The organism is Azospirillum sp. UFLA03-27 (genome assembly GCF_059803775.1).
Map to the genome: position 1 here is coordinate 1 of NZ_JAUQTX010000229.1, position 10,765 is coordinate 10,765.

Annotated in this window: 12 protein-coding genes; 5 read left to right on the forward strand and 7 right to left on the reverse strand. The window is 65.2% G+C overall.

Translation table 11 applies throughout. From position 1 onward, the window contains the following. Both Q4I23_RS25650 and Q4I23_RS25655 read left to right on the forward strand, forming a co-directional pair. The coding region (locus Q4I23_RS25650; protein WP_498528080.1) for a hypothetical protein at positions 1-620 on the forward strand (620 nt) is incomplete at its 5' end. Positions 621-643: 23 nt separating this feature from the next. After that, complete coding sequence (locus tag Q4I23_RS25655; protein ID WP_498528081.1) at positions 644-1,189, forward strand: hemerythrin domain-containing protein; 546 nt, start codon at positions 644-646, stop codon at positions 1,187-1,189. Positions 1,190-1,580: 391 nt separating this feature from the next. On the opposite strand, the gene Q4I23_RS25660 is transcribed toward Q4I23_RS25655, so the two are convergent. Further along, positions 1,581-2,462: a LysR family transcriptional regulator gene (locus Q4I23_RS25660; RefSeq protein WP_454019526.1), complete on the reverse strand. Its 882-nt coding sequence runs from the start codon at positions 2,460-2,462 to the stop codon at positions 1,581-1,583. 365 nt (positions 2,463-2,827) lie between these two features. Here Q4I23_RS25660 and ccoN point away from each other — a divergent pair, with 365 nt between their 5' ends. Both ccoN and metB read left to right on the forward strand, forming a co-directional pair. Next, a complete protein-coding gene (ccoN, locus tag Q4I23_RS25665) occupies positions 2,828-4,237 on the forward strand; it encodes a cytochrome-c oxidase, cbb3-type subunit I (RefSeq protein ID WP_498528090.1) in 1,410 nt (469 codons plus the stop codon). Between the two features lie 70 nt (positions 4,238-4,307). Next, on the forward strand, positions 4,308-5,489 hold the full coding sequence (metB, locus tag Q4I23_RS25670) for a cystathionine gamma-synthase (RefSeq protein ID WP_498528082.1): 1,182 nt from the start codon (positions 4,308-4,310) through the stop codon (positions 5,487-5,489). A 181-nt stretch (positions 5,490-5,670) separates the two neighbouring features. Here the strand turns inward: metB and Q4I23_RS25675 are convergent, their stop codons facing one another. Continuing rightward, positions 5,671-6,150, reverse strand: coding sequence for a DUF4167 domain-containing protein (locus Q4I23_RS25675; protein ID WP_498528083.1), 480 nt, complete (start codon positions 6,148-6,150; stop codon positions 5,671-5,673). Between the two features lie 78 nt (positions 6,151-6,228). Here Q4I23_RS25675 and Q4I23_RS25680 point away from each other — a divergent pair, with 78 nt between their 5' ends. Continuing rightward, positions 6,229-6,696 carry a hypothetical protein gene (locus tag Q4I23_RS25680; RefSeq protein WP_498528084.1) on the forward strand — a complete coding sequence of 156 codons (468 nt, stop codon included), beginning with the start codon at positions 6,229-6,231 and terminating at the stop codon, positions 6,694-6,696. A gap of 127 nt (positions 6,697-6,823) precedes the next feature. Here Q4I23_RS25680 and Q4I23_RS25685 read toward each other — a convergent pair whose 3' ends face one another. The 5 genes from Q4I23_RS25685 to Q4I23_RS25705 form a co-directional block, all read right to left on the reverse strand. Then, positions 6,824-7,126 carry a DUF983 domain-containing protein gene (locus tag Q4I23_RS25685; protein WP_498528085.1) on the reverse strand — a complete coding sequence of 101 codons (303 nt, stop codon included), beginning with the start codon at positions 7,124-7,126 and terminating at the stop codon, positions 6,824-6,826. A 406-nt stretch (positions 7,127-7,532) separates the two neighbouring features. Further along, positions 7,533-8,183, reverse strand: coding sequence for a 2-dehydro-3-deoxy-6-phosphogalactonate aldolase (locus Q4I23_RS25690; protein ID WP_498528086.1), 651 nt, complete (start codon positions 8,181-8,183; stop codon positions 7,533-7,535). A gap of 83 nt (positions 8,184-8,266) precedes the next feature. Then, complete coding sequence (locus Q4I23_RS25695) at positions 8,267-9,676, reverse strand: aminotransferase-like domain-containing protein (protein ID WP_498528087.1); 1,410 nt, start codon at positions 9,674-9,676, stop codon at positions 8,267-8,269. Positions 9,677-9,904: 228 nt separating this feature from the next. After that, positions 9,905-10,063, reverse strand: a complete 159-nt coding sequence (locus tag Q4I23_RS25700; protein ID WP_498528088.1) for a hypothetical protein — start codon at positions 10,061-10,063, stop codon at positions 9,905-9,907. Between the two features lie 97 nt (positions 10,064-10,160). Continuing rightward, positions 10,161-10,547: a DUF983 domain-containing protein gene (locus tag Q4I23_RS25705; RefSeq protein ID WP_498528089.1), complete on the reverse strand. Its 387-nt coding sequence runs from the start codon at positions 10,545-10,547 to the stop codon at positions 10,161-10,163. Between the last annotated feature and the right edge of the window lie 218 nt (positions 10,548-10,765).

Sequence of the window (10,765 nt, forward strand, 5' to 3'; positions counted from 1 at the left end):
TTCCATCCTTTTATGATGCGGCGCCGCGGCTCGTCGTGTGCGATCCGCTCAGCGCGTTCCTCGGCGCGGCCGAGGACGGCCTGCTTGAGTATGGCTATGCCGATGCGGTGCGGCTGGCCGGCCATTCCTGCCCGACCGTCGCGGGCGCTTACCTGATGACCGTACGGTCACTGGAGCGTCTGTATCCCGATGAGGTGCCCGAGCGCGGGGCCGTTGCGGTGTCTGTTCGCGAGGCCGCCGCCGAAGGTGTGGCCGGTGTGATGGCAAGCGTCGCCACGCTGCTGACCGGAGCGACGGAGAGCACCGGCTTCAAAGGCATCGCTGGACGCTTCGACCGCCGGAACCTCCTGTCCTTCGGGGTCGGCATTCAAGGGACGATGGCCTTCGTCCGCATGGACACGGGAGCGGGAGTGCAAGCGACGCTCGACAGCGGCGTCGTGCCGGTCGATCCGGCGATGCCCGGCCTTCTGCAGCGCCTGTTGTCCCACGCGGCATCCCCGGACGAAGCGGCACAGTTCCGCATCCTGTGGCAGGAGCGGGTCCGACGCATGCTGGTGGACCACGCCGACGATCCTCGACTGGTCAGGCTTGCCGCTTGGAATGGCCGACCCGACGCGTGACCCCCTCTCAAAAGACTTCGGACATGCACACCGACAGCAAGACCGGCCAACTCCTGCACGATGATCATCACCGGACCATCGACCTTCTGAACGCGTTCGAAGCCTACCTGGAGCGCACCACGGAAGACGACATCCCACATCTGGACGTGGACGGTCGCGTTCTGCTCGCCACCCTTGGCAAGGAGTTGGGCCAGGACCTCGAACGGCATTTCCTCCTGGAAGAGCAGTGGCTCTTTCCGCCCATTGCCGCCGCTGGCGCTTACGAGATGACGGCCGACCTCTCGACCGACCACGAGGCCCTGCGCCCGCTCGTCCGCCGCATCACCCGGCTGTGTGCCCTGGCTCTGCGTGAGGGGTTCGATGAGGAAAGCTGGCCGGTCTTCCGCCATTTCGGGCAGCAGTTGATCGAGGGCCTCGTCCTGCACATTCAAAAGGAAGAGACCGCACTGCTCAGTGCCGTTGACGCCGTGCTCACGCCGGCACAGGACGCCTCCCTTGCACGGGCTTACCGTTGTGGGGAAGAGGCGCTTGGCGGCGCGGATGAACGCGCATCATCGCCGCAGGTTTAGGACGGGCATTCAGCGGCAGGTTCAGCGGCAGGTTCAGCGGCAGATCGGTCGCGGCCAACGTGCGCCGGTGTTCCGAACCGCATCAAGCCGGATTCATCGGCTCGGTGGGCGGGGCGGGGTTGTCCACGGGTTCCGCCGGCGCGGCGGGCACGGGCTCGTCCTCCTGCTCGTCCGGAAGACGACCGAGGCAGGACCCGTCGGGGCGTGCGAAGGGTGACGAGGGCCGGGGTGCGGACCGCTGGGGCTTCATGGTGATTCCTCTCTTCCTGTCAGAACACCGTTCACGCCGCATCATCGCGACGGCGTGAAAGCCTGCCGGTGAGGCGGCATCCATTTGCGGGCATCAGCCCCGCGCGCGCCGACGCCGGCCGGAACGGGACGGGACGGGATTTTATTGGGCGTCGGCGCCTTGTTGAGAATTCCCTGTCACCTCGTCAGAGCCGAGGATGGCCCGCAGGCCTTCGAACGCGGTTTCGAGAACGCTGACATCAGGCTCCGCCGGGTGAACGGCGTAGATGGGCAAACTGAACGGGTGCGCTTCGGGAACGACTTCCCCCACCCCCTGGTCGAGCATGGGCTGGACCAGACTCCGTGGGAAATGCCCGGTTCCCCCGCATTGCCTGACATAGTCCAGCCCGAGCGTGCCGACGCCGATCGACAAGGGTGTGGACAGAAGCTCCGGATTTCGCAAACGGATGCTGCGCTGGAATTCGTCGCTCCAGTCGATGAGGACGTAGTGGTCGCCACCGGCGCTCGGAGCGGGGCGAACCCTCACAAGGACCAAATCCTCTTCCAGCAGCAGGCGCACCGCGAGGCCCGGCACGGCGCGCGGCGAATAGAGGACCGCGAGATCGAGCGTCCCGTCGCGAAGGCGCTGGAGCAGATCGTCCGCCAACCCGACCTCGCACCGCAGGGCGATGTCTTCGGCATTCCGCCGCATCCAGGGAATCCAACGGTTCAGCATCCGGTTCCACAGACCGGCCTCGCTGCCGATGCGCAGCAGGGCGCGATGCCCGATGGGAAGCGCGGCCTCCTGCCGGGCCTGCTCCCAGAGGCGGAGCATGGCGATGGCATGACGCTGGAACCGGATCCCGGCCGCAGTGAGCATCGCGCCGTTCTTGTTGCGCACAAACAGCTGGCAACCCAGCTGATCCTCCAATTGCCGGATGCGCGTGCTGACCGTCGATTGCGTGACGTGCAGCCGCTCCGCCGCCGCGACGAAGCTTCCAGCCGTGGCCGCTTCAAGGAAAGTGCGGGCCGTTTCCATGTCCATGCGACGTCCCCCACGAGAAATTGTATCGGATAATGCGATGCAATCCATCGAATAAATTCGCTTTTGCTATGTGTAGGCGCGACCTAGGCTCTGTGCAACCGTGTTACGAGCCGTCGGGCATGGCGCCTGTGATCCTCCCATTCCAGAACGGGACTGGAGTCCGCGCGCCCTGCGCCGGGCGGCCCCGACCGGGCATCGCCGACCGGGCCGCTATGACGTCGGCCGTCCGGCCGCTCCCGCCGTGCGACGTCGACAGGGTCTTGCGCATGACCGATCTCGCGATCAGCACCACGCTATCCATACCCGGGGCCGGACGGACGGACGGCGACGCGGCCTCGTACGACGCCGGAGACGCCGCGGTGCGGATGTTCATCCGGGCATCCCTGTTCTGGTGTGTGGCCGGGCTGGCAATGGGCCTGTGGGTTGCCCTTCTGCTGGTCGCTCCGACGCTCAACCTCGGGCTGGAATGGACCAGCTTCGGCCGCGTCCGGCCGATCCACACCACTCTGATCGTCTATGCCTTCACCGGGAACGCGCTGATCGGCTCGTCCTTCTTCGTGGCGCAACGGACCTGCCGAACCGCCCTATGGGGAAGCCGTGAACTGCACCAGCTGCTGTTCGGGTGCTATCAGATATTCGTCCTCCTGGCGGTGTCCGGCTACGTGATGGGCGCCACCCAGAGCAAGGAGTACGCGGAGTTCGAGTGGTACACCGACCTGTTCCTGCTCGGTGTGTGGCTGCTCTACGCGACGATCCTGGTCCGGACGATCCTGCAGCGGCGGGAGAGGCACATCTATGTGGCCCTGTGGTTCTACCTGTCCTTCGTCATCGTCGTCGGCATGGTGCACACGCTGAACAATCTGGCCGTGCCCGTCTCCTTTACCGGAGCGAAGAGCTACCCGTTGCTGTCCGGCGTGCAGGACGCGATGGTGCAGTGGTGGTTCGGGCACAACATCGTCGGCTTCTTCCTGACCGCCGGTGTCGTCGGCATGATGTATTATTTCGTGCCGAAACAGGCGGAGCGGCCGGTCTATTCGTACCGCCTGTCGATCGTGCACTTCTGGTCGCTGGTGTTCATCTACATCTGGGCCGGCCCGCACCACCTGCACTACACGGCCCTGCCGGACTGGGCGCAGACGCTGGGCATGACCTTCTCGATCATGCTGTGGATGCCGTCCTGGGGCGGCATGATCAACGGCATCATGACCCTGTCGGGTGCCTGGGACAAGCTGCGCACCGACCCGGTCCTGCGCTTCCTCGTGACGTCGGTGGCCTTCTACGGCATGTCGACCTTCGAGGGTCCGCTGATGGCCATCAAGCCGGTGAACGCCCTGTCGCATTACACCGACTGGACGGTCGGCCATGTGCATTCCGGCGCGCTCGGCTGGGTAGCCTTCATGGTGTTCGGCTCCCTCTACCACCTCGTCCCGCGGCTCTGGGGGCGGGAGCGCCTGTACTCCGTGGCGCTGGTCAGCCTGCATTTCTGGACGGCGAGCGTGGGCATTCTGCTCTACATCGCCGCCATGTGGGTGTCGGGCATCATGCAGGGCCTGATGTGGCGCGCCTACGACACCCTTGGCTTTCTCCAATATTCGTTCGTCGAGACGGTCACGGCCACTCACCCCTTCCATGTCATCCGCGCAGCCGGCGGCGCCCTGTTTCTCGCGGGCGCGCTCATGATGGTCTACAACCTGGTGCGCACCATGCGTGGCGATGTGGCGAGCGAGCCCGGACGGACAAGCCGCGCCGCGAACCTTCGGGCGGCGGCGCGCTGACGCGCGCCATCGGGACAGGCCAGGAGCGGCCGAACAGCCGGACCACGGCACGCAGCAAAGGATGCCGAGCATGGACAATGGGAAATCCCCGCAGACGATCGCCGCCGCCAACGGCATCGGGAGCGACGCGCAGTACGGCGCGGTGACGCCGCCGATCCACCTGTCGACCACCTACCGGTTTCCCGGCTTTGAGAAGCCCGGACCATACGATTACTCGCGAACGGCCAACCCTACGCGCGATCTGCTCGCCGATACCCTCGCCCAACTGGAGGGCGGCGCCGGTGCGGTGGTCACGGCCACCGGCATGGCTGCCGTCAGCCTGCTGCTGGCGACGCTTGACCCTGGCGATCTGGTGATCGCTCCACACGATTGCTACGGCGGAACCCATCGCCTGCTTTCGATGCGAGCGGGGAAGGGGCATTTCGAGGTGGCGTTCGTCGATCTGAACGAGGCGGCAGGTTTCGCCGAGGCTCTTCGACGCGGCCCGGCCCTCATCCTGATCGAAACACCGAGCAATCCGTTGATGCGCATCACCGACATCGCCAAGCTGGCCGAACAGGGCAAGGCGGCGGGAGCCAAAGTCGCCGTCGACAACACCTTCCTTTCGCCCGCGCTCCAGCGCCCCCTGGCGCTTGGGGCCGACTTCGTCATCCATTCAACGACCAAGTACCTCAACGGCCATTCCGATGTCGTGGGGGGAGCTGTCATTGCCGCGCACACGCAGGATCTGAACCACCTCAAGGATTGGGCGAACGCAATGGGCCTCACAGGGTCGCCCTTCGACGCGTACCTGACGTTGCGTGGCTTGAGAACGCTGTTCCCACGGCTGGAGCACCAGCAGCGCACCGCCTTTGCGGTGGCCGGTTTTCTCGATCGTCATCCGTGCGTGGAGACCGTGCATTATCCAGGCCTGCCGTCTCACCCCGGCCGCGCCATCGCGGAGCGCCAGCAACGCGGTTTCGGCGCCATGCTGAGTTTCAACATCAAAGGTGGAGCGGACGGCGCACGCCGTTTCGTGGAAGCGGTGAAGGTGTTCACGCTCGCCGAGTCACTTGGCGGCATCGAAAGCCTCGTCGCTCATCCGGCGACGATGACGCACGCGAGCATGGGGATCGAGGCGCGGCGAGCGGCGGGCATCGACGACAGCCTGTTGCGCTTGTCCATCGGATTGGAGGGGGAAGGTGACTTGCTCACAGATTTGGATCAAGCCCTGCGGACGGTCGCTCCGCTGCTTGGTCGCAGTTCCATGTAATCGCAAGGTTGGGCTCTGTTGCAGCGTTTTCGCCATAGCGGAAACCGTGAAAACCCTGGCCTCTATGGGTGGGTTGGGGGAAGGCGATGCGGCCTGAACCGCTACGGATGTCCTGAAAGTCATTTGGACCGCGTAACGCCAGACGGCCCGAGGATACTGACAACGGTGGATCAGCGGAGCCTCAGGGACCGGTGCGGCCGTGGGCCACACGGAACCAGTGCTCTGCGTGCCGACGGCAGGTTTCGGCTTCAACGGAATCGTCGGATCGCTCGGCGTCGCCGGCGCGGGCGAGCCACTGGACGTGCTTCTGCTGGGCGGATCCGTTCACCTTTGGATGCGCTCGCGCCGGGGCTCCCGTCACGGCTTGCCGTTGGATTGCTTTTCCGAACCGTGGCTGCCCCAGGCGGTGGTCGGCCGATACCGCCGGCCCTGTGCCTCGCACCAGGTGCAGCTCGGCACCAGAGCGCTCAGCTCGACTTTGCTCAATTGCGCCGGAAAGCAAGCGGCCTGAAAGAGGCGGTTGAGCCCAGCGCCGAGGAGTTTCGCGCTCTCCCCGCCCAGCGTTGACGGCGAGAAAGTCGTCTCGCTCCAGAGCCGGAAGCGGACCGCGGCCAGGGCGCCCGCTTCGACGCGGACTTGAAGGAGCGTGGCTACTTCGCACTTGGTGGCCAGATCATCGACGCCTCCATCGTGGAAACGCCCCGGCCGCGGCTGGCCTGGGAGGAGAAGCGCCGGATCCGTGACGGTGAAGACCCCACCCTGGCCGCCGGCCAAGGCGCGCCAGAAGGACACGCAGGCGCGCTGGGCGGTGAAACGAGGGCGGGTCGAGGCGAAGCCGGGGCCGACGCTCGACGGGTCCGAAGTGCGCCTCGTGGAGGGGCTTCCGATCGCGGCCTTCGGCGCCAAGTCGCACATCACCATCGACCGCCGGTTCCACCTGATCCGGCGCTTCATCGTCACCGACGCGGCGCGGCGCGACGGCGCCCGACTGCCGGGCCTGCTCGATCCCGACTCCTTCGACAGCCGGGTGTGGGCGGACGGCGCCTGCCGCTCGAAGGCCAACGAAGCGGCCATCGTGGCGGGCCGCCGCCGCAGGGTGCATTTCCGCAAGCCGAAGGGCCGGCCGATGCCGGGGCTGCTTACGGTCCGCTGGTTTCTTTATTCTTCTTCGCTTGATCCTTCTTCGCTTGATCGTGATGCCACTTGATGGCGAAGAACATGCCCGTTCCTAACACGATAATCTTGAACGGAAAGAAGACTAGAGGGAACCAATCATACATTTTGAACATCTCCAAGCTATGACACTATCTATCGTCAGGGGAACCTGACGCCAGTCAGGTCGAGCGCGAGTCTTTGTCTGAGGGTAGGGTCACAGGCGACTGGGTTGGCGCGGCTGTTACGAAACGGGCTTCCTCTGCCTTGTAGAAGTGCTGGCTGGCCACCAGCCAACCCGTCAACGGCCGCAAGGGCAGAACACAGATCAGCAACAGGAACGGCAGGGTCGTGACGAGGTGCACCCAGTAAGGGGGCTCAAACTGTGCCTCGATCCAGAGCGCCAGGATGACCGCGGGAATGCAGACGGAGCAGATGACGGAGAAGGCGGGGCCGTCAGCCGGATCGGCGTAGGAGTAGTCCAAGCCACAGACCTCGCAGTGCGGGCGCAGCCTCAGGAAGCCGCTGAACCGATGACTCTGGCCGCAGCGTGGGCAGCGACCACGCAGGCCGGTGCTGAGAGGGGGAAGAGGCGGCCATTCCTGTTCGGATGACATCGCGTGTTCCTTCGGGAGGCAATGGCAAGCAATGCCTGCATGCAATGTATGTTCGTATGCTCCGGTGAGACCGACAGTGTCAACTTGAATGCATCCAATATGCCTTTGGAATTCATACGGCCATGGAAGACATGACAGGTGCCTCGGCCAGAAGGTTGGCCACTTGCCGCAATGTCTCGCGCAGGCCCTGGCGGTTCTTCGGAGCGCCGAGCGCGACACGGACAGGGGTGTTGCGCTCGGGCAGTGTCGGTGTCGGTGTTGATAAGTGCGGTGGTTACCCGCCCGCGACGTCGAGGCGTTTCCATTCAGCAACGAGATCGCGCGCCACGGCGCCGACGTCGCGGGCGGTACGTCCCGGCTTGTAAAGAGTGGTGCCGAAGCCGAAGCCATCGGCTCCGGCGGCGCGGTACTCGGCCATGTCGTTGAGGCCGACGCCGCCGAATGCCAGAAGCCGGCTTCCCAGCGGAAGCACCGCTCGGACATCCGTGAGGTAGGCGGCGCCAAGGCGGGCCGCCGGAAAGATCTTCAGCACGCGCGCGCCGTGGCGCGAAGCGACCAGCGCTTCCGTGGGCGTCAGGCAACCGATCACCGGGACGCGGTCGGCGCGGACGGCGGCGTCGATTACCGCGGGCTCGGTGTTTGGGGTGACGATCATCTCGCCACCAACCGCGTTTACACGCTCTACGTCCGCAGCGGTCAAAACGGTGCCCGCTCCGATGCACACCCCGGGAAACCGCCGCGCGGCAAGTTTGCCGATGCTGATCAAGGCATCGGGTGAGTTGAGCGGGATTTCGATGAGCGTGACCCCAGCCTCGACCACCGCGTCGAACACCGGTTCCGCTTCCTCAGGCGTTATGCCCCGCAGCACGGCGATCAGCGGCATCGCCTTGAAGGCCTGTTCAAACGCTTGCGCGATGTCCTTCATGATCCTCATCACTCCTAAAAAAAGCCGCGTCGGCTGCACTGGTCTGACTCCGCGAGTCTCAACGCGGCGGTTGCGTTGCTGCTTCAGATGACCACACCGGCCAGAGCCGGACTCTGGTCGAGCGCTTCCGCAAGGATGTCCAGGACACGCTGCGTGTCGGCGCGGTTGGCTGGTGCCCCCAAGCAGATGCGCAGCGCTTCTGGAACCGGCTCGGCAACGGCAAAGGTGTCGCTGACCACGGTCGCGATGCCGCGGGTGCGCAGGTGTGCCGCAAACTCGCCGCGCGTCCACGCCGCGGGCAGGCGGAGCCACAGATGGAAGCCTTCGGGGTGCGCCGCATAGCTTCCTGGCGGAAGTGTGGCTTTTGCCATGTGCTGACGGGCCACCGCTTCCGCACGAACAGCGCCGAGCAGTCGATCGGCGGTTCCATCGCTGATCCACCGGGTGGCGATCATCGCCAAGATGGGCGGCGTGGCCAGCATCGTCGCCCGTTGCGCTCCAATCACCCGCATTGCTTGCCGGGCGTCGGGAGCGGCGATGTAGGTGATGCGCAGCCCGGGGGCGACGCATTTGGCAAGGCCGGCCACGTGGTAGGTCAATTCAGGCGCGAGGGCGGCGATGGGCGGCATGCCGATCTCCGGAAGAACACCATAGATGTCGTCCTCGATGATCGGCACGTTGTGTTCACGCGCAACGGCCACGATCGCCTGCCGCCGTTCCAAGGACATCGTCGCCGTGGTCGGATTGTGCAGCGTCGGCGTGCAGTACAGGACCCTTGGGGCATGCGCGGAGAACGCCGCTTTCAGCGCTTCCGGATCGAGCCCCTGGTCGTCCATGGCCACGCCGATCACCCGTAGGCCGATTTGTTGCGCGAGCGCCTTGAAGCCCGGATAGGTCAGAGCTTCCGCACACACGGTGTCACCGGAGCGTGCCAACGCGGTCAACAGGCAGAGCAGCGCGCTTTGCGTGCCGGGGCAGAGGACGATGCGATCCCCGGACAGATCCGGCAGACGCCGGCCAAGCCATCGGACCCCCGCATCGCGATCCCTTAGGCTCGCTCCCACATCGGGATAGCGCAAAACCGTCCGTGGGTCGGCCTGCAAGATCGCCTCGGCCATGCCTTGGCGGACGCTTTCCAACAACTCCGGCGAGTCCGGCAGCGGCGGCTGGTTCATCGTCATATCGACGAAGACGCCGAAGGCATTGGCGCTGCGTTCAGCACGCGCCGGCACGGGCGCCGACGGGCGGACAAAGGTCCCCAGCCCGACACGGGCGTCGAGCAAACCGCGGTGCCCGGCTTCCTTGTAAGCGCGGGTGACGGTGGTCAAGTCAAGGCCCAAATGCTCGGCAAGAGCACGCTGTGGTGGCAACCGCTGGCCGGGCGCAAGGCGGCCGCTGCGAATGTCGTCCGCGATCGCGTCGGCGATGGCCAAGTAGACGGGCTTGTCCTTGGTCCTGATTTCGGGCGCCCAATCCTTGTGTTCCGCGTGCATGATCTTCCTTATGGGCCGTGTGGCGTACAGCTCTGACATCCAACGGCACCCTACGACGGTCGAGCGACGTCCACGCAAGAAGGCTTCCAACGGCCCAGGGGAACGCGGTTCGGGGCTCCATGCGGAAGCGGTGCGGCACCTGGTACCCTAGTCTACACAAGCGGAACAAGCCGATCGGGCCGTGATGACGCGAGCCACCAAGTGGCATCCGCAGCAGCCGTCAGCCTCTTACCGGGTCAAGCGCACCAGGATCGCCAAGTTGATCCATGCCGCGACCACGATGATGAAGACAGCCACGTCCGGGCTTGCGAGCAGGACGCCGACGTACCCGACCACACCCACCAGCAAAAGGACTAGCGCCCGGAGCGTTACCCGGTGATCTTCCATGACTGTTTCTCCGTTGTGCGCCTGATAATCGCCTTGGGCGTCGGAGGCGCAAAGTGGCTCTGCCCGCTGGAGGTCGCTGAGTTTTGTTGGTGCCGGATCACTTTTCCGTGCTTTGCGCCAGACGCCCTTCTGCAGCTTTGTGCACGTATTGCGAACTCACGATCCACCCCTTGAAAGGCGGCAAAAGGGCCAAGCAACCGCCCAGCAGCATCGGCAGGGTGGTGATGAAATGCACCCAAACGGACGGTTCGTATTGGATTTCGAGCCATCCCGCGAACGCCACCACCGGAAAGCTGACGATCGACATGACGAAGAATGCCGGGCCGTCCGCCGGGTCCGCGAAGGACAGGTCCAGACCACACGCGGTGCAGCGTGGGGCCAGTTTCAAGAAACCTTGGAAAATGCTTCCCTTTCCACAGCGCGGACACCGTCCGCAGATGCCCGTCTTGACGGGGGATAGAGCGGGGTAGTGTTGCTCGGTCATTGCGGTTCTCCTCATCGGCGACCAATGATCCGCCAAGCGCGTCTGTGCATCGTTTGGGGTGAGCAGGGGCGTCGCCGGACGCCCCCCCCCCGCGATGGCGCGGTCAGGCCGCACGCTGGCCTACCTGCAGATTCAGCGATGTCCACACGTCGAGCAGGGCGTCGACGAGGCGCGCCATCTCGGCGTCGCTGTGCAGCGGGGTGGGGGTGAAGCGCAGG

Coding starts and splice junctions, on each gene's coding strand:
- Q4I23_RS25655 (WP_498528081.1), top strand. CDS start 644: ATGCACACCGACAGCAAGACCGGCCAACTCCTGCACGATGATCATCAC.
- Q4I23_RS25660 (WP_454019526.1), bottom strand. CDS start 2,462: ATGGACATGGAAACGGCCCGCACTTTCCTTGAAGCGGCCACGGCTGGA.
- ccoN (WP_498528090.1), top strand. CDS start 2,828: ATGTTCATCCGGGCATCCCTGTTCTGGTGTGTGGCCGGGCTGGCAATG.
- metB (WP_498528082.1), top strand. CDS start 4,308: ATGGACAATGGGAAATCCCCGCAGACGATCGCCGCCGCCAACGGCATC.
- Q4I23_RS25690 (WP_498528086.1), bottom strand. CDS start 8,183: ATGAAGGACATCGCGCAAGCGTTTGAACAGGCCTTCAAGGCGATGCCG.
- Q4I23_RS25695 (WP_498528087.1), bottom strand. CDS start 9,676: ATGCACGCGGAACACAAGGATTGGGCGCCCGAAATCAGGACCAAGGAC.
- Q4I23_RS25700 (WP_498528088.1), bottom strand. CDS start 10,063: ATGGAAGATCACCGGGTAACGCTCCGGGCGCTAGTCCTTTTGCTGGTG.
- Q4I23_RS25705 (WP_498528089.1), bottom strand. CDS start 10,547: ATGACCGAGCAACACTACCCCGCTCTATCCCCCGTCAAGACGGGCATC.